This is a genomic window from Fictibacillus arsenicus, from assembly GCF_001999465.1.
Taxonomy (GTDB): Bacteria; Bacillota; Bacilli; order Bacillales; family Fictibacillaceae; genus Fictibacillus; species Fictibacillus arsenicus.
The window spans coordinates 769062-787691 of sequence record NZ_MQMF01000002.1 but is presented as its reverse complement, the minus strand read 5'-3'; the positions used below and the strand labels follow the sequence as shown (position 1 = coordinate 787691).

Here is an 18630-nt window from a genome sequence, read left to right as displayed (position 1 = left end):
CCAATGATTAGCAATGAAATGATAGTGTAAACCATGTTGTTACTCCTTCAACTCATTAATATAAGAGTTGCTTCTTTTTCCTAGCTTATGAATGTGAACACGCACTTTACTTTTTATAGGAATGTTAACAAATTCTTTATCCCAGTCTTTTTTTACACGTTTCCAATACTTTGGTTCAGAACGGTGTACAACTTCTCCGAATCCTAGGAAGTCTAGTTTGTACTTTTGCTGAGCAGTTTTAATAGCAGATCTTATCTTGCCGTTGATATCTTTCTCAACTAACTTCTCAATTTTATTTATTGTTTCTTGCTTTGTTAGATCAATTGAACATCCAACCTCTGCAATATTTGCGTCTGTCTTAACAGAAACACTCATTTCAGGGTGGCTATTCATAGAATTGGTTTTCAATTTTGTATCTGAATCAATTAGCTCGATTGATAAATTTTCTTTTTTGTCCGTAAAACACGGAACGGTTACGATCGTACTTTTAACATTATTCTCTATGTAATTGTAGCCTTTACTTTCTTTTTCATTCAGCCAACCTTTTAACTTATCCACCTTAAACACAGCGATATTCGTGTATTTTAAGCGGACTTTCGGGTTTACTCTCTGTAGGTTCTCCATCTTTTCACCCTCAAGAGGCTCTCCAGTAAGCTGAATGCCTGTAATCACGGGCTGTTTTCCCGGACTTGTGAGGTCATGAAGCAAGTCTCCAAAAGTAAGAGCTAGAGTTGGAGCAAATACATCTGCTGAAGTTTTTAGCTTCGAATACATGTTTTGTGCAGCGATTTTTTCTACTGGAACTAATACGTTTAGAACATGATCTGCTCTATGATTTTTCGCTACCACTACATAAAAATCTGAACGAAACTCAGGGTCGCGTGCAAGCAGGTCAAGTGAGTTTGCAAAACCTTCACGCGCAAGTTTTTCACTTATTACTAACATCTTCAAGTGAGGATAAAAAGTTTTTCTTGGAGCTGTTTTCGTAAGCCGTCTTATGGCATCAAAAATTGTTTTGCCTTTTTCCTGATAAGTTACAATTGGCGCTCTGGATGAATCGCCCGTTCTTGCAGAGATAGACGATGGATTTACGAGCTGAACCGTCACAACATATTGGTTGTCAACTTTATCGATGCCCATCGCGACGGCAATTCCTATGTCTTCAATTTCCCTATTGTTCCAACAGCCCGTTAGAATAAGCATAAGGGCACAAACCGGAATCAGATCTTTTCTTGTAAGTTTCACCCCTTCATGCTCCTTTCTACTTATTTTTTGGTGACACATTTTCTCTAACGACATTCGTTTGATTAAGTAATCGTGGACGTGTTACTAATTTCCACCTTGGCTTTCTCCATAACGTATCTTTCATATCTGATCCGATATATGGGGCGAGCGGCTCCATGTAAGGAATCCCAAAAGATCTTAGACTGCAAAGGTGCAGCGACAATGCAAATATTCCGGCTGCGATGCCATAAAGCCCGAAAGAACCAGCAAGGAACATAAATAAAAATCGTAAAATACGGACAGCGATTCCCATATTATAAGCAGGCAGTATAAAGTTAGAGATAGCGGTAATAGAAACGACGATAACCATCGCAGCTGATATGATTCCAGCTTCAACGGCAGCCTGTCCGATAACTAAAGCACCAACAATGGAAACAGTCTGGCCGATCGCTTTTGGCAGCCGGAGACCAGCTTCCCGCAAAATCTCAAGTGTTACTTCCATGATCAAAGCCTCAATTAAAGCAGGAAACGGGACTCCTTCTCTTTGCGCTGCAAGACTAATCAACAGAGGAGTCGGAAGCATCTCCTGGTGAAAGTTAATAATCGCGATATAAACCGAAGGACCAAGCAATGAAATAAAATATGCAGTCACCCGAAGCAATCTTAACAGGGTAGATATATCCCATCGCTGGTAATAATCTTCTGCCGCTTGAAAAAAGTGTGTAAACAAAGCCGGAACCAACAAAACAAATGGAGTACCATCGATAAAGATCGCGATGCGTCCTTCTAGTAGAGCAGCAGCAACTACATCAGGTCTTTCTGTATTAAAAACAGTAGGAAAAGGTGTGTATACTTCGTCCTGAATAAATTCTTCAATATAGTTGCTTTCGAGAATGCCATCAATATCGATTTTATCAAGACGTTCATGTACTTCTTTAACGATCTTGTCGTTAGCGATGCTATGGATATACATAACGGATATACTTGTTTGCGTAATGTTTCCGATCTCTTTTTTCTCTAACCACAGCCTCGGATCTTTTATTTTTCTCCGGACTAATGCTGTATTGGTCTGAATATTTTCCGTAAAAGCTTCTTTCGGTCCACGGACTACATTTTCAGTCGCTGATTCTGAAACATCACGATCTCTCCAGCCTTTAGCGTTAATTACGAGAGCATGCGAAATGGAATCCACCAGCAAAACAGCGTTTCCAGCGAGTATGGCTGATACGACTTTCTTATAAAGTCGAACTTCTTTTACTTGATTAACAGGTGCAAAAAACTGTTTCATAAAGTCAGAAGCTTCTATTGTTTTAGTTAAAAATTCGGAGTGTTTAATCAGATGATCAAATCGACCGATGTTCTCAAAAAAGTGGCCTATAATCATTTTGTCTACAAGACCATTTATATAGATCAAAACTGCTTTTTTATTCCCAAGCTCAAAATCTGAAAATGAGAGGTCGGAGCTGTTACCGAACGTTTGTTGAAGATACTGTATGTTCAGGTTCAGCTCGGTGGACAAAGCTTCCTCAGGCGGAGCTTCAATTTTTGGATCTTCAAGTTGCGGCTGGGCATCAGCTTCATTCTTATCTTTTACCAGCTTCTTGAGCGCCCTTTTCTTAAATACCATCAGCAAAACTCCCGTACGGTTTTTTTGTATTTTTACCAAGAGAGCGCCTGATTATTCTTAAGGTTACTCTCGAACAAAGAAGGGAAAGAAGTCGAATTAAAGGAGTTCCAGTTAGTTTGAAGAAATGATACCTGATGATTATTTTTGTACAGGAGGTTTTTTCATGGATCAAAGGACGATTCTTTTGAGGCAGATGGCTGCCAATCATAATGAGCCGAACTGGTTTGTCCCGGTTGAAAGAGCACTGGATGGATTGACGCCGGAACAGGCCAATGAGAAAAACGGTATCAGTAACTCAATCTGGGAGATTGTAAATCACTTAATCTTTTGGAACGAGCGTTATTTGAGCAGATTTAAGGGAAAGCCGACTTCAAAAAAGATTAAAAGCAACGATGAGACGTTTCATAGCGAAAACAATCAGGACTGGGAAAAAGCGAAAACACAGCTCTATCGGGTACTGACAGAGTGGGTAAGTGCTGTAGAAGATGCAGAAGATGATGTGTTTGAACGGTCGGCACATGAAGACAGGCACGATCCATGGTACTCGGTTCTTGCAAACATCAATATCCATAACGCTTACCACATCGGTCAAATTGTAGAGATTCGTAAAAACAATGGAAACTGGAATCCAAAGAATGGCGTTCATTAATAAAGGAGGAATATCATAATGGAATCAAAATTCGTTTATGTCACATATATCGGGGCTTCACCGGAAAAAGTATGGGAAGCATTAACAGAAGGGGACATTTCAGAGCAGTACTTTTTTGGTACTAGAATAGAATCAAAATGGGAAGAAGGATCAAGTGTTACTTACTCTCGTAATGGAGAGGTGACGGATGAGGGAAGCGTATTAAAATATGACCCGGCTCACGAACTTTCATTTACTTGGACGCATAGGAATGACGACACGCCGCGCGAGAGCCCTACGGTTGTAACCTATAAGCTGCAGCACATGGACTCCACAGTAAAACTAACGTTGATCCATGACAATATGGTTAAGACAGACTTTGTAGAAAAAGAAGGTACGTTCGAAGGTGTCAACAATGGCTGGCCTGCGATACTTAGTAATTTAAAAACGTTCCTTGAAACGGGGAAGACGCTGCCGGCTTTGAGTTTGTGATAAAAAAATGGGAATTTAAAGGAGCAGGTCTAAACCAATTTTTAATCGATGGCAGATGTTTTCAAAGAACAATGGATCAATACAGGTGAGGAAGCTGAAGTAAAAGATCCGTTGTATGGCAATAAACGGATTTTTACTGTATGGAAAGTTGAAAGAGAAAGCGGTGTTATAACTTTTGTCTCAGGTGAGCTTTCCAATAGCGTTTTTGGGATCTGGATATGATTATTAGCGGGCTACCTATGCTGTAATTTGACAGCAAATGTCGACTCGTGGCTATTTTAAATTAAAAGTGGAATTATGGCCGATTTTCGTGGGAATAATTATCTAATCCGTGGGATATTGAGGTTAACCGAGGGATTAATTTTTGATAAGAGATATTGTCCATCCCATCCATACGATGTGCAATATATGTTTATTCGATAAGAACACATTTTTAGATTTAAACGGCTAACTCTATTATCCATAGAGTTCTAGCCGTTTATTTATTAAAAATGTTTACCTAACTCTTTGTTTTTCTAAGAAGATAATAAATTTTTCACGAGCATAAGAATCATTGATCAGTTTACGGACACGTCGTTTACTTTCTAAGTAACATCGCACATGAACATTGGTGAAAAATAGCTTTCGATAATTTTAGTTTTCATATATTTTGTTAAACCATTGATGTTCGTTCAGTTCCTGAATATACCGGTCGATTGTTTGAGTATCTAATCCAAGAAACATACCCGGAGAGATAAACCGTAAAAAAAGTCCAATAAATCTCTTAACATTTTACTAACCCCACTTCTCATACAACTCTTTGATCTCTTCACGGTGATTAATTCCATATTCGGACGGAGTCTCCAATATGAAGGGAACATCTTTCATTATGCGAGAAAGAACGAGCTTAGAAAACTGCTTCTCTGAGATATGACCGTTATGAAAAATATTCGCATGCCGGTCTTTTCCTTCACCTGAAGCATACCTCGAATTATTTAAATGGACAGCCAGCAAATGTTCAAAGTAACCTAGCTCCGTACCTTTTTCCTCGAGCTCGTCCCAGTTATCTCCATTCCACATCCCGCTCGCAAATGCGTGGCATGTATCCAGACAAAAACCGACTTTTTCAGGATACTCACACAGGTTCCGGACTTGTACAAGTTCCTCCAAAGTTATACCCATTGAACCTGGCCGTCCTGCATTATTTTCTAATAAAATTTTACAGTGCCCATCCCAATCCTGAAGGACAGCATTCAGCATGTGTATCATCAGCTGATAGCTTGCAAGCGGGTCTTCACCAGGTATCGGACTGCCGAAATGCACAACAACACCTAGAGATCCGCACGCATCAGCGATCTCTAAATCATTCTGCAAAGACTGAATCGTAATCTCTTTTTTGTCCTCAGAAGGAGTGAGACTGGTTGGATAAGGAGTATGGGCCACCGAGATTAGATCATTTTCCTGACAGAACGCTTTACAGCTCGCAGCGTCCCCACTATTAAAATCTTTCACAGACAGACTGCGAGGGTTCTTGGGGAAGTACTGATAGGCGCGGGCACCTAAAGAAGAAGCATGCTTTGCAGCTCCTATATAACCGTTTCTAATACTGACATGACAACCGAATCGCACAGTAATCCCTTCTTCCGTTCAGTAAATGATAAGAATAAAGTTTCCATATATGGAGGATGATATGCGAATTTCAGTCCAATGGTCTTAGTTTTAAAAAAAATTGGGAAGGGAATATTGAAACAAACCACAAAGGAGGTGGATAGCATGTCTGTTTATGATCAGATCAGCTCTTGCTGCAGCAGGATTGAGAAAGCAGACACAAAAGAAGACGTACTACGCGAAGTAGATAAGCTGGATCAATACGCCTCTTATCTCAACGCTGACAAAGCAAAAAGACTTCATATTTATTGCGATAATATCCGCAAACTAAATGTAGATGTGAAAAGTGAAACCGTCAACCAATCTCAATCTATCCGAAAGTTGTTTTCATAGTATGACTAAAGACAAGACTGCCAGCAGGTGGTCTTGTTTTTCATGTATCACATTAACAACAACGTGGAACAATGAAACCAATCACTCAAAGATAGAAACTGAGAGACATGAGGAGTTGATCAGAATGGAACATCAATCAAAAAAGAAAGATATGAATCATGAATTTTTACCGATGACGAGTGTTGCGAATAATACCGGCGACCGGATTGCACCTGGAGTTTATGTACTAACGACCAAGATTGTGAACGTCTATTTTATCCAGTGTACAGAAGATCCCCATACCTATTATTTAGTGGACACAGGAATGCCGAAATCAGGGGATATGATCTCTGAATGGGCTGAGAAATGGTTTAATCATCCGCCAAAAGCGATCCTTTTGACCCACGGGCATTTCGATCACGTGGGAGCCGTTAACGATCTAGCAGAAAAGTGGGGAGTTCCGGTTTATGCACATCACGCCGAGATTCCTTATTTGAACGGACAAAAAGATTACCCAAAGCCGGATCCATCTGTAAACGACGGGTTGGTCACGAAGCTTTCACCTATGTTTCCGAATCACGGAATTGATCTAGGTAACCACGTCAAGTCTCTTCCTGAAGATGGAACCGTTCCTGGACTCACCGGGTGGAAATGGATTCACACACCAGGCCACACCCCAGGACATGTCTCGTTTTTTAGAGAAAGCGATAGAGTATTGATCGCAGGGGACGCATTTATTACAGTGGAACAAGAATCGCTTTATAAAGTTTTGACGCAGAAACAAGAATTGAACGGACCTCCCAAATATTTCACGACGGACTGGGAGATGGCAAAGAATTCGGTTCAAGCATTATCTGCACTTCAGCCATCGGTAGCTGCTACAGGACATGGAGTTCCAATGAACGGAACAAAGCTTACAGAGGAACTAAACAAGCTCGCTGAAAACTTTGATGAGCTGGCAAAACCGTCTCATGGAAAATATGTAGATCAGTAAAAGGAAAGTCCCTCATGAATCGTCATGAGGGATTTTCTTATCAGTCATATCGTGTTTCTTGCAAAGCAGCTTGAGTCTCATGAAGGTGGCGCAAATATTCCTTAGCATGCAATAGCTGCTTTTTCTCTTCATCCGTTGTTCCTTCTCCAGCGGAATGCAGAGATTGTTGAGCGGTTTCAAGCCAGATTTTAGCGGTCTGAAAGCAATTCGGTGCTGAGTTTGCTTGTGCTTCAATCATCGCTTCATCAGCACGCTTCACATGGTCTAACACTTCTTGAACCTTAGGATTTAGGTTTTGCTCCATAGTGCTTTCTCTCCTTTTTAATAAAAATGAAATTATGGTCTGATTGAGCCTCCGGATGAATAAGATGAAGACATGCAGAGTTGTCCAACTTATTGTGGAGGTTGCCAATGCTTCTTATCTTAAAATATGTTTTGTTAGGGATATCACTCGCTGCACCAATCGGTCCAGTCAACGCGGCTCAAATGGACCGCGGAATCAAATACGGGTTCTGGCAAGCATGGATGGTCGGACTAGGGGCAACGATAGCAGATGGATTGTACATGCTCATGGTCTATTTAGGACTCGTAAGTTACATTGATACACCGTTTATGAAGTCTTTTCTTTGGCTTTTCGGCTGTTTTGTTCTTGTATATACCGGGATTGAGACGTTTAAAAAAGCCGCCAAAGATACCAGCAGCGAAAAAAATTACACAGTACATGCTGGTAAAAGTTTTTTTGCAGGATTTCTTATGTCGCTTACAAATCCGCTTACCATCTTATTTTGGTTAGGAATTTATGGTTCTATACTTGCAGAAACAGCCGCAAAGTATAGCTTTGAGAGTTTGATGCTTTACAGCGGCGCGATATTTGCAGGGATATTAGCCTGGGATTTTACGATGGCACTTGTTTCAAGCAGTTTCCGAAAACTCTTGGCTGACCGAATATTAGGAGCTATATCAAAGCTTTCAGGATTATCATTGATCGGCTTTGGTGTTTACTTCGGATATCAAGGCATTACGTTTTTGTTCTTTTAAAAAGTATGTTTTCGCAAATTTTGTTGCAATGGAAGTAGTTGACTTCCGTTACAGGATGCTCGCTTTCCGCGGGGCGGGCGGTGAGCCTCCTGCCGCTCTGCGCCATTAGGAGTCTCCACCTGACCGCTTCAGAGAAGTATTATTGCTCCTGCGTCTACAAGTAAATGCTACCGGCGTGAGCTTCCTCGTCGCATGCCTAGCAAGAAGCTTCTCATGTAGAAGGCACGCACCTTGCACTCCAGTCAATTTGTCAATGAAGATGAAAAATTTCGAAAACAACTTTAATAAGCAGGTCAAGATCAACCTTGGGTTGTTTTTCATTTTAAGCATGCATATTAGACAGGTTAAGTTGAACAATAATACTTGAGCAGCAGGAGGGTATTATTGTGAAGAATTCTAACTGTAATGGGCCGGTGCAGCCCAAAGTGGATCAATCAGAAGTAAAGAAAATGACATGGTGGCAGCTCTCATTAATAGGGGTCGGATGTACGATCGGGACTGGTTATTTTCTCGGTTCGACAATCGGGATTCAGCTGACAGGTCCTTCGATCGTTTTTTCATTTTTATTAGCCGCAATCGGTACATACATCGTTTTTCAGCTCCTTGCTAAGATGACAGCATCTGATCCTCAAAAAGGATCCTTCTGTTATTACGCTTCACAAGCCTTTGGAAGGTGGGCAGGATTTAGCTGCGGGTGGAATTATTGGGTATCCAGTATCTTGATCATGGGCAGTCAGCTTACAGCGCTTTCGATTCTTTCGCAGTTCTGGTTTCCTCATATTCCGTTATGGGTGTTTGCCGCGGGTTATGCGATGTTGGCTATTATCGTTGTGCTGGCAGGAACGGAGAGATTCGACCAAGTGGAAAACCTGCTTGCGGTAATAAAAGTCGCTGCCATTGTGATGTTCATCATCTTGGCGATAGCAGGACTCATTGGGCTAGTTGATGGAAAGTCTTATGATTTATCCATTCCAAAAACCTTCGATGGATATTTTGCAGGCGGGTTAAAAGGGTTCTGGTCGTCCCTGATCTATGCGTTTTACGCTTTTGGCGGGATTGAAGTGATCGGAATGATGGCGATGCAGCTAAAAAAGACAGAAGATGCGACAAAAGCCGGAAGCATCATGCTGTTCATTTTAACGATAATCTATGTACTTTCTATCGGATTAGCTGTAACGACAGTAGAGATGGAGGTTTTCGATCATAAAGAAAGTCCGTTCGTAACCGCAATGGAACGTTATCATCTATCATTTTTTCCACATGTCTTCAATGGAGCGATTATTGTTGCCGGATTCTCTGCCATGGCAGCCGCATTATTCGGGGTAACCAACCTCTTGCAATCGTTAGCGGAGGATGGTGATGCTCCAAAACTTTTTGCAAAAAAGATTCAATATAAAGAACTGCCGCTCCCCGCAATGGGATTAGGAGCCGCGGGATTATTAGCCAGCATCATTACGGCGCTGCTCCTCCCAGGGAGGATATACGAATATATCACAACTGCAGCTGGAATTCTTCTATTATTCAATTGGCTTTTCATCATCTTTTCAGCCATAAAGATCCTTAAGCAAAAAGCTTTGGCTAGAGTGATCGCCGTAATTGCGGTGGTCTTAATCTTTGCTGCTGTCACAGGGACGTGGTTCGAGCATACGATTCGGCCCGGGCTTTATGTAAGCTTAGCAATTGCAGCTTTAATAGGTGCAGTCGCCATTATAATTCAGATAAAACATACGAAATCACAATGAAAACTGTCACTTACGTACACGATGTGTTCTAAAATGGCGGTTTTTTTAATTTGATTGTTTGTGTAAAGGGCTTGTGTATAGTGATTTGAGCGAAAAATGAAGATTTTGAGCGAAACTAAGGGGAGTTTGAGCGCAGCGAGCAAATCTTGAGCGTAACCCGGCGTTTTTGAGCGAAACTCCAATGAGTCTGAGCGAACGTGTAATAAATATAAAAACACGTACCGTAAAAACTCTTGTTATCGTTTATAGAGGACTTCTTTCCTCGAAAATCGAATCTTTATAAAACGACGATTTTTTTAAAAGGAGAGTTGCATATGACAGCTAGCGATCAAAAAATCACTACATTTCTTATGTTTACTGGGCAAGCAGAAGAGGCGATGAACTTTTACATATCCTTATTCGAGGACTCAGAAATTACGAACGTCCTTTATCAAGAAAACGGAAAGGTACTGCATGCGACATTTACGTTAAAAGGCCAGACATTCATGTGTATTGACAGTCCGATAAAACATGACTTTACGTTCACTCCATCCATTTCGCTTTTTGTTAAGTGTGATTCATTGGATGAGATAAATGGTCTTTATGAAAAAGTGTCTCATGGCGGCTCCGTTCTCATGGAGCTAGGGGAGATCCCCGGCTATGAAAAATTTGCCTGGGTGCAGGATCGATACGGTGTTTCTTGGCAGTTGAGTCTTCCTCAAAAATAAAAAAGCAGGAGAAATGCGCCTGCTTTTTTTTATCCAAAACAAATAAAGTTCCTAATTTGGGAATATTCGTAGCGAACTCGCTGGCGGCGTCCACGAATCCAGATAAACCCTGTTACGCTGTTTCTGCGGATTACTGTTGGGAAGAACCAGAAATCTCTGCCAAACTGACCTTGACGTCTTAACCCTAACAATCCCCAGTTTCCTAAACAAGCACACAAACGTGCACGGAGTTGAGGTGGCTGAAAGGAGGAAGTGAAGAAAGGTTGAGGAATTTGGGACTGCTGGATAAATTGCTGCGGCGGCGGTCCAAAAGGTCCATCTTCTTCATCTTCTCCGTCAGGACGATCTACATATATAGGTTCCTCATGCGAATGGGAATTATGGCTCTGATGGTAAAAAGGATGGTTATACATGAACAATTCACCTCCTTGTCTGATGACTCTATGATATGAATATGTTGTACACTTCGAATGAGTAGCTTGTACGCCAGCCTAAATTTAATTTGTCAAAATTTAAGTAGTGTTGTTAACGAATGAAAAAGAAAAGCGAGATGAGCAAACATGATCAAATATCCTATTTTGAAAAATAATGCAAGAATCGGTGTAACGGCACCATCCTCAGGTGTCCCTTCTTTTTTGCACGATATGTTCAAGCAGGCATGTAATCGAATGGAGGAGAGGGGCTATTCAGTAACGGTAGGAGATACCGTCTGGACACAAGAGAAAGCGAAGTCTGCTCCTGCAAAAGTAAGGGCAGAAGAATTTAATCAGATGATGGCAGACGATTCCATAGACCTAATCATTCCTCCGTGGGGCGGTGAGTTGCTCATCGAAATGGTCGAGCATGTAGAATTTGCTGCCATTAAAAAGAAGTGGATTATCGGGTATTCAGATACAAGCGGACTGATGCTTGCGATTACATTGAAAACAGGAATCGCGACAGCGAACGGAACGAACTTTGTTGATATAAGAGGAGAATATTCCGATGAAACCACTGCAATGTGGGAGAAAGTACTGTCAACGAAAGAAGGAGAGTCCGTTCTTCAGCATTCATCTTCACACTATCAAAAAGCATGGCAGCATGGGAACCCAACTCCTCATGTGTTTCACCTGACTGAAGAAACGAGCTGGAAGACGGTTTCAGGGAAAAAAGAAAAGGTAGAAGGCCGTTTGCTCGGCGGATGCATTGATATCATCAGGCATCTGGTAGGAACTCCGTTTGGTGATGTGAAGATCTTCCAGAAGCAATTTATTAATGAAGAACCGATTCTGTGGTATTTTGAAAACTGTGAGATGAACACAACTGATTTGAGAAGAACATTGGTGCAGATGAAGCTTGCAGGCTGGTTTGAAGAATGTTCAGGAATTCTATTCGGCAGAAGTGACGCGAACGATCCTGTGGGAGATTATACTGTAGAAGATGTGTATCAGGATCTGGCGGATGAGCTCGGTATTCCTGTTATTTATGATTTCGACTGCGGTCATCAGCCTCCGCAGAATACATTCATCAATGGTGCTTATGCAGAAGTAGAAGCAGATGGAGAAGGAAAGGGAACTGTTTTGCAATATTTTAGATCGTAATTTAAAGAGGATTTAAGCTGTAGTTTTGTCGAAAATCGTTTAAATTTTTTTATCCGTGGATAAAAGTTCGTTTACCGTGGATAAAAACAACATTACCGTGGATAAAAACAACATTACCGTGGATAAAAATCAAATTACCCTGGATAAAAACTATCATGTTCTTTCCATATAGACATTTTATGAGAATGTATTTATCAAAAATACATTTTATACTCATATAAAAAAGAGTCGAACTCATCAAGTGAGTTTGACTCTTATTCTATCAATTATCAATCACCATTCAACATGCCGAACACGCCTTTAGCTATACTGCCTTCATCACTGGAACCGCCTCGGTGTGGAGCAGCTGCGAATACTCGGCTCGCCAATCGGCTGAACGGAAGTGACTGGATCCAGACAGTTCCCGGTCCTCTTAATGTTGCGAAGAATAATCCTTCTCCGCCAAACAATGCCGTTTTCACGCCTTTAACCATCTCGATGTTGTAATTCACGCCGCTTGTCATTGCAACTAAGCAGCCAGTATCCACACGGAGCACTTCGCCGGGTGCCAGTTCTTTCTTGTGAATCGTTCCGCCTGCATGAACGAAAGCCATGCCGTCACCTTCAAGCTTCTGCATGATAAAGCCTTCTCCACCAAAGAACCCAGCGCCGATCTTACGCTGAAACTCAATTCCAACAGAAACACCTTTAGCCGCAGCCAAGAATGCATCTTTTTGACAGATCACTTTACCGCCAAGTTCACTCAGATCCATCGGAATGATTTTACCTGGATAAGGTGATGCGAAAGAGACGTGCTTCTTCCCATGTGCATCATTTGTGAATGTAGTCATGAACAGGCTCTCACCTGTAAGTACACGTTTCCCTGCGCTGAACAGTTTGCCCATCAAACCGCTTCCTCCGCCTGAAGATCCGTCGCCGAAGATTGTTTCCATCTCGATGCCATCTTCCATCATCATCAGCGCACCAGCTTCTGCGATCACTGTTTCTTTTGGATCGAGTTCCACTTCAACAAACTGCATGTCATCTCCGTAAATTTTATAATCAATTTCGTGATTGTTCATATTCATTTCCTCCAATTAAGTTCATTTTCGTTAACCTAAGTAAATTACGTTCAGGGAGAAAATTGGTTTCAAAATACTTACTTAACCGTGGAAATATTTTCAACTTCCAAATTCTTTTTCTTTATTTTATGGAAATGGTACAATAGAAGGTAGAAATTTCAAAACAATTAATAGGAGTGAACACTATGGCTTTAACCTTGGAAAAGGATTATATCGAATATTTTACAAATAACAGAGAAGAGTTCCAAGAGTCATTATTAAGTGAAGCCCAAAATGTTCGTGGGAAAATTGAAGAAATCCTTCTGATTGGTAATATCGACCTATTATCCAATGCTCATAAACTTGTGATGTACACGATCCAGGGAAAAGACGATGAATTAGAAGAATTCGCAAAAATCGAAGGCGTTTCGTGGGCATCGCATAGTCTCACACTAGCATTCAAACTTGAGTGGGTACAAGCTATCCGCAGAACCATTTGGAGATACTTGCAGGAATTTGATAAATCAAATCAAAATGATGTTGACGGTGACAACTTTTATAACATTGAAAGACAAATCAATGACCGCATTGATAAGTTTTTAAATGAATTATTCTTGAGCTATTCGGAGTACAAAGATAAGCTGATCGAGTCTCAAAAAGCACTGGTTGAAAATCTCTCTGTACCCATTATTCCGATCACATCATCAGTTTGTGTCCTTCCATTAATCGGAAATATCGATACATATAGAACAGACACGATTGAAGAGAAAGTCCTTTTGGAAATCAGCAGACTTCGTATCGGAACATTAGTCATTGATCTATCTGGTATCGCTCAAATGGAGACAGAAGTGATCGAACATATGATGAAGGTAATCGAAGGTGCGAACATGATGGGCTGTGAATGTGTCATCACCGGCCTGCGTCCAGAGATCGTACGCAAAGTGACGAGCATCGGGTTAACATTCGAAAGTAAAGCACAAACGAAAGCCACGCTTCAGCAAGCATTGGAAGATTACTTGAAATAACAACTTTATGATAAAAAAATCAGAGGATAACTCAAAAGTAAACAACTTTTGGAGTCATCCTTTTTTTATTAAAAAATAATAAATGAGGACTGCCAAAAATAAGTTAACTTACTTTGGGGACAGTCCTTTTTCTGCATTTCTATGAAAACAACATATAGAACGGTATTAAGGATGAAACAATGATGGCGGTAGTGGTCATGGCAATTGCACTCATAGCACCTTCTTCTTCTCCCCATTGCAAGCACTTGCTTGCTCCAAGCGCCTGTGCTGAAGCACCCATTGCGAGCCCTTTTGCTGCTTTGCTTTTTATGTTTAGCCATTCTAACACTTTAGGACCACAGATAAAAGAAAACAGAGCTGATGTTAAAACGAATAAAACAGTGAGCGCAGGCACGCCGCCAAGTGATCCAGATGCTGAAAGCGCGACAGGCAATGTGGCTGCTTTAGGAAGCAATGACGCCATGATGTCCTTTTTGATGCCGAACAAAGTGGCAAGAGATAAAGTTGAACCAACACCTGCCGCACCTCCAATAAAAATACCTGTACCAATTTTTTTAAAATTCTTTTTGATGAGCGGCCATTGTTTATACAGCGGAATTGCCAAAGAAACAATCGCTGTTTGCATGAGTATGGAAAACAAACCGCTGCCGTTTTCGTACGTTTTATAGTCTAAGTGAAGGAAAGGTAGAAATATGAAAAGAAACACAGTTACAGTATAGAGCGGGTTTAGCCAAACATTCCGATTTGCTGCTTGAAAAATCTTTAAGCCTATAAGATAAGCAAACACGGTAATTCCTGTACTGATTAACATATTTTCAATCATTGTTTTAGTCTCCTTTTCAATTTTTCGTAAAGCTCCACAGAATATCCTGTGATGACGATGATACATAAGCTGCTCCCGGCTATGACGACGCCAAGCTTCCAGATTTTCATATGAATATGATGAAAGTACACTAAAGCTCCAATAACAGGCGGGATAAAAAGCAATGTCATATGCTGCAGATGAACATTAGCGGCTTTTTCTACCCATTCAATTTGAATGATGCCGCTAAGAAGTGATAAAAACAGTAAGAGCATTCCTACAATACTCCCGGAAAGGGGCAGTCGGAAGATAGATACAATGGCATTTCCAAAGGCTAGAGAAGAGAAGATCAGTGTAAACTGCCAAAATATCTTGTGCATCTGAACCACCTCGCATTAATTTCCTATAGTGTAAAGAACAGAAATACTTCCATCTACAAACTTGTCAGAAAATATACCAAGGTTTTTTAATTTTCAGAAAATATATGTCAGATAACCTCACAGTTTTCTTGATTAACAGTTGGATTGAGATAAAGTGGAATAAAAGGGGACCTCTTTTTATTTGAAAAGGGAGTGGCTGGAATGTCTTCTGAAAGCACATCGCATAAAGATAAAAAGGTCATTTCAATAGGAATAGTGAGGGAGCTCACGGGATTATCTTTAAGACAGATCCGGTATTATGAAGAGCGAAAGTTAATATTCCCTGTTCGCAATGAGAAAGGAACTCGAAGATATTCGTTTTCTGATATTGAAAAGCTCATTGAAATTGCGAATAAAAGGGAAGAGGGGGTACAGACAAATGAAATTAGACGGGAGATGAACAAGGAAACAAAACCGGTTGAAAAGAGAATGCTCAAAGAGATGCTGCGGGGTCAGTTTAATGCACACTTCAGGAATAATTCGAATAACAAACCATTTTAAAAAGGCAGTCAGATGACTACCTTTTTTTTAAATCAAAAAGCTTTTTTAAGATTACACTCTCAAGAAGTTTCCAAGGGATAATTGACTTCATAAAAAGACTTATTTTAATATCTTTACCGATGGGGTACCGCAGTTTCGGTGTCTTTTTTTGTAAAGCAATCTTTGCTACTAGATTTGCCACATCCAGCGGATTTCCGTGACCCGCTTTGCCAGACTCAATTTCATCAAGCAGTCTTTCCATATAAAAATGATAGGGGGAATCCCTGCTCACAGTCGTATTATCGATCGATGACCAAATGTTTGTCTGATAGGAACTAGGTTCCACAAGGATGACATCGATGCCAAACGGTTTTAATTCCAATCGGAGACTTTCACTCAGACCTTCAAGGGCATGCTTAGATGCCGTGTAAGGGGACAACCCCGGGAATCCAAACTTTCCTGAGATGCTGCTCATGTTGATAATCCTGCCTGTCCGGTTTTTTCTCATTATTGGAAGCACAGTTTGTGTTACGGCGATCACGCCAAAGACGTTCGTCTCAAACTGCAGCCGGTATTCATCCACCGAAAGTTCTTCACAAAAACCACCAAGTGCAAACCCTGCGTTGTTCACGAGCACATCAATACTAGGAAACTTTGAAAGATACTCGGCAAAGTCACGGACCGATTCCTCTGATGTCACATCAAGTGTCTGCAGCTGAATGAAGTCGGACACCCCTTGTTCGTCCGCCAAACGCAAGAGATTCTCCGCTTTATCCAAACTTCTCACGGTGCTAATTACTTCAAAACCGGTCTTCGCGAGTTCAACTGCACATAGCATGCCGAATCCGCTGGAAGTACCGGTTATAATGGCTATTTTTCTATTCATAAAAAATCTCCTAATAGACTATTTGTAAGGGTTCGAGTGCCCTTTATCGCGATATGTGTGTATAAAAGCGGCAAAGGCAGCATAAGCACCCACCGCTGCTATGCCATAAACGATTCCCATCACGATGCCCGTCCAAAGACTGTGAGGGTGAGCAATAAAAATGGAAATCACAAGACCGATGAGATTAGCGATTACTGGAATCAAAGCTGATATAGAAGGAAGAAATATTTTAAGAATCTCAATTAAAACAATGATAGCAGGTACAGCGATCAATCCATCCCAAAAGTTAGTATGAATGAATGGGAACTCCAAATAGATGCCTCCTTCATTTTACCCTATACTATACTCTATACAATTTGGAGCTAATCTTTCCTGTTATCATCCTTTATGATCTCTTAATCTCTTGTACTTCGAAGTGATCCGGGCACCAGCAGTCTTTTCCAGGTGTTTTATCTATGTAAGTTGCTTAACTCTATGGCCGATTTCGTAAGCATCAACAAAATAGAGCTTAATAGGTTTACCGTTAATTTGAATGATTTTTTCATCTTTATTAATTCCTGTAATTTCACCTGATATAGTATGAGTTTCATAAGAGTTACAACCGGCTAAAGAATAAAAACAATGCAGCTCTTTTAAAAGAATTGTTTCTGAAGAAAGCTTGTTCTCTCATTTAATCAATCTCCTTTACTCTCATCACCAATCTTCTTCATTCACAACCCAATTCCTTCCAATATTACAATATGTGATTTATCATACATTTGGTCGGAAATTGTTATTCCCCTGTAACTACTCTAAAATCTCGCTGTCATCTCAACCTGTTAGTATGGGACAGGTCAGATCAAAAGTGATCGGCGAATTAATAAAAAGGGGATGGTAGTTTGAAGAAACTAACAGCAGGATTAGCATTAGCAGGTGTTTTAGCATTCAATCCAGTGACAGGTCATGCGGCAGTAGGAGATCAGACTCTGGAACCTGGAACAACTCATCAAGACGTACAAGAACTTCAAGAGATTTTAGACAACAAAGGATATTTCTCATATAGCAAAACAACTACTTACTATGGCGACTATACGACAGATGCCGTGAAAAAGTTTCAAGAAGCTAAAGGAATAACGGTAGATGGAATCGCTGGAGACGAAACATTTAAAGCGCTAGGTGTTGATGAGGAAAGTAACGATTCAAATATCGTGGAAGTAGCGAAAAAATATGAAGGCACAAAATATACGTGGGGTGGAGAAACAGCTGAAGAAGGCTTTGACTGCAGCGGATACTTAAATCAAGTGTTTGATGAAGCCGAAAACATAGACTTGCCGCGAACCGTAGATGAAATCTATGCTGAAGGAACGAGTGTAGATGAGCCAGCTGTTGGCGACATCGTGTTCTTTAATTTAGAAGGTGACGGACCAAGCCACGCAGGTGTTTATGTTGGAGACGGTGAATTCTGGCATGCATCTTCTTCAAATGGCGTAACATCAGATGACGTGAATAGCTCTTACTGGAGCGACAAATATATCGGAGCTAAAAGTTACGAATAAAAAATACCATTAAAGTATTGGGAAAATGAAACAAGGCTGCTTATATGTGGCCTTGTTTTTTTATACCCGAATAGACTAAATTTCACACGTTAAAAATGCCGATAATGACTCATGAAATGAAAGATTATGGGTGTAATATGACAGTAAACAATTAAAGGATGGTCCTCACCTAGATAAGAAAAAGATATCCTTTACCATTCCTTCCATAGATAAAACAGAGCTCATACGTATTATTCAAGAACTGAAAAAGCACAAAGGTCTAGAGTTAGTTAATGTGAAAACACAAGACGGGACCGAAGTGATTGTAAGGTTATAAATAACACTAACAAAATTGGTCTTTCAGTTAATGATTTATTCAACGGTCGGTTACATGAGTTGAAAATGAGTATAAGAAAACGGCCAGACAATAAAATCTGGTCGTTTTGATTAACAGATTACAAACCTTGCAGTAT

General features: G+C 40.6%; 21 protein-coding genes. 11 read left to right on the top strand and 10 right to left on the bottom strand.

The features are described from left to right. Positions 1-39: 39 nt before the first annotated feature. Positions 40-1245 (bottom strand): Ger(x)C family spore germination protein, encoded by a 1206-nt coding sequence (locus UN64_RS11240; RefSeq protein ID WP_171978876.1) that lies wholly within the window; start codon positions 1243-1245, stop codon positions 40-42. Positions 1246-1261: 16 nt separating this feature from the next. Beyond that, positions 1262-2851, bottom strand: coding sequence for a spore germination protein (locus UN64_RS11235; RefSeq protein ID WP_077362690.1), 1590 nt, complete (start codon positions 2849-2851; stop codon positions 1262-1264). A gap of 163 nt (positions 2852-3014) precedes the next feature. On the opposite strand from UN64_RS11235, the gene UN64_RS11230 reads away from it, so the two are divergent. Next, positions 3015-3500, top strand: coding sequence for a DinB family protein (locus UN64_RS11230; RefSeq protein WP_171978875.1), 486 nt, complete (start codon positions 3015-3017; stop codon positions 3498-3500). An 18-nt stretch (positions 3501-3518) separates the two neighbouring features. Further along, the gene (locus tag UN64_RS11225) at positions 3519-3971 is read left to right on the top strand and encodes an SRPBCC family protein (RefSeq protein WP_077362686.1); all 453 of its coding nucleotides are present in this window, start codon (positions 3519-3521) and stop codon (positions 3969-3971) included. A 774-nt stretch (positions 3972-4745) separates the two neighbouring features. On the opposite strand, the gene UN64_RS11220 is transcribed toward UN64_RS11225, so the two are convergent. Beyond that, a complete protein-coding gene (locus tag UN64_RS11220) occupies positions 4746-5579 on the bottom strand; it encodes a deoxyribonuclease IV (protein WP_077362684.1) in 834 nt (277 codons plus the stop codon). Between the two features lie 144 nt (positions 5580-5723). On the opposite strand from UN64_RS11220, the gene UN64_RS11215 reads away from it, so the two are divergent. After that, the gene (locus UN64_RS11215; protein ID WP_077362682.1) at positions 5724-5951 is read left to right on the top strand and encodes a hypothetical protein; all 228 of its coding nucleotides are present in this window, start codon (positions 5724-5726) and stop codon (positions 5949-5951) included. A gap of 124 nt (positions 5952-6075) precedes the next feature. After that, positions 6076-6924 (top strand): MBL fold metallo-hydrolase, encoded by an 849-nt coding sequence (locus tag UN64_RS11210; RefSeq protein WP_245802009.1) that lies wholly within the window; start codon positions 6076-6078, stop codon positions 6922-6924. 40 nt (positions 6925-6964) lie between these two features. Here UN64_RS11210 and UN64_RS11205 read toward each other — a convergent pair whose 3' ends face one another. Beyond that, positions 6965-7228 carry a hypothetical protein gene (locus UN64_RS11205; RefSeq protein ID WP_077362680.1) on the bottom strand — a complete coding sequence of 88 codons (264 nt, stop codon included), beginning with the start codon at positions 7226-7228 and terminating at the stop codon, positions 6965-6967. Between the two features lie 107 nt (positions 7229-7335). Between UN64_RS11205 and UN64_RS11200 the strand changes: the two genes are divergently transcribed. The 3 genes from UN64_RS11200 (at position 7336) to UN64_RS11190 (ending at position 10411) form a co-directional block, all read left to right on the top strand. After that, a complete protein-coding gene (locus UN64_RS11200; protein ID WP_077362678.1) occupies positions 7336-7962 on the top strand; it encodes a LysE family transporter in 627 nt (208 codons plus the stop codon). Positions 7963-8411: 449 nt separating this feature from the next. After that, complete coding sequence (locus UN64_RS11195; protein ID WP_077363740.1) at positions 8412-9704, top strand: amino acid permease; 1293 nt, start codon at positions 8412-8414, stop codon at positions 9702-9704. 314 nt (positions 9705-10018) lie between these two features. After that, on the top strand, positions 10019-10411 hold the full coding sequence (locus UN64_RS11190; RefSeq protein ID WP_077362675.1) for a VOC family protein: 393 nt from the start codon (positions 10019-10021) through the stop codon (positions 10409-10411). 29 nt (positions 10412-10440) lie between these two features. Here the strand turns inward: UN64_RS11190 and UN64_RS11185 are convergent, their stop codons facing one another. Further along, positions 10441-10824 carry a hypothetical protein gene (locus UN64_RS11185; RefSeq protein ID WP_077362673.1) on the bottom strand — a complete coding sequence of 128 codons (384 nt, stop codon included), beginning with the start codon at positions 10822-10824 and terminating at the stop codon, positions 10441-10443. Positions 10825-10971: 147 nt separating this feature from the next. Here UN64_RS11185 and UN64_RS11180 point away from each other — a divergent pair, with 147 nt between their 5' ends. Continuing rightward, positions 10972-11991 carry a S66 family peptidase gene (locus UN64_RS11180; RefSeq protein WP_077362671.1) on the top strand — a complete coding sequence of 340 codons (1020 nt, stop codon included), beginning with the start codon at positions 10972-10974 and terminating at the stop codon, positions 11989-11991. 269 nt (positions 11992-12260) lie between these two features. On the opposite strand, the gene UN64_RS11175 is transcribed toward UN64_RS11180, so the two are convergent. Beyond that, positions 12261-13052, bottom strand: coding sequence for a TIGR00266 family protein (locus tag UN64_RS11175; RefSeq protein ID WP_077362669.1), 792 nt, complete (start codon positions 13050-13052; stop codon positions 12261-12263). A gap of 185 nt (positions 13053-13237) precedes the next feature. On the opposite strand from UN64_RS11175, the gene UN64_RS11170 reads away from it, so the two are divergent. After that, entirely contained in the window at positions 13238-14056 is an 819-nt protein-coding gene (locus UN64_RS11170; protein WP_077362667.1) for an STAS domain-containing protein, read from the top strand. A gap of 139 nt (positions 14057-14195) precedes the next feature. Here the strand turns inward: UN64_RS11170 and UN64_RS11165 are convergent, their stop codons facing one another. Both UN64_RS11165 and UN64_RS11160 read right to left on the bottom strand, forming a co-directional pair. Then, positions 14196-14879, bottom strand: coding sequence for an LrgB family protein (locus UN64_RS11165; RefSeq protein WP_077362665.1), 684 nt, complete (start codon positions 14877-14879; stop codon positions 14196-14198). Then, positions 14876-15238 carry a CidA/LrgA family protein gene (locus UN64_RS11160; RefSeq protein WP_077362663.1) on the bottom strand — a complete coding sequence of 121 codons (363 nt, stop codon included), beginning with the start codon at positions 15236-15238 and terminating at the stop codon, positions 14876-14878. The genes UN64_RS11165 and UN64_RS11160 overlap by 4 nt, the downstream gene beginning before the upstream one ends. Positions 15239-15439: 201 nt before the next feature. Between UN64_RS11160 and UN64_RS11155 the strand changes: the two genes are divergently transcribed. Next, positions 15440-15778 carry a MerR family transcriptional regulator gene (locus tag UN64_RS11155; protein ID WP_077362661.1) on the top strand — a complete coding sequence of 113 codons (339 nt, stop codon included), beginning with the start codon at positions 15440-15442 and terminating at the stop codon, positions 15776-15778. Positions 15779-15794: 16 nt separating this feature from the next. On the opposite strand, the gene UN64_RS11150 is transcribed toward UN64_RS11155, so the two are convergent. Together UN64_RS11150 and UN64_RS11145 are read right to left on the bottom strand one after the other, a co-directional pair. Further along, positions 15795-16643 (bottom strand): SDR family oxidoreductase, encoded by an 849-nt coding sequence (locus tag UN64_RS11150; protein ID WP_077362659.1) that lies wholly within the window; start codon positions 16641-16643, stop codon positions 15795-15797. 18 nt (positions 16644-16661) lie between these two features. After that, positions 16662-16955 (bottom strand): hypothetical protein, encoded by a 294-nt coding sequence (locus tag UN64_RS11145; protein ID WP_077362657.1) that lies wholly within the window; start codon positions 16953-16955, stop codon positions 16662-16664. Positions 16956-17521: 566 nt separating this feature from the next. On the opposite strand from UN64_RS11145, the gene UN64_RS11140 reads away from it, so the two are divergent. Next, positions 17522-18178, top strand: a complete 657-nt coding sequence (locus UN64_RS11140) for a C40 family peptidase (protein ID WP_077362655.1) — start codon at positions 17522-17524, stop codon at positions 18176-18178. Positions 18179-18630: the final 452 nt, after the last annotated feature.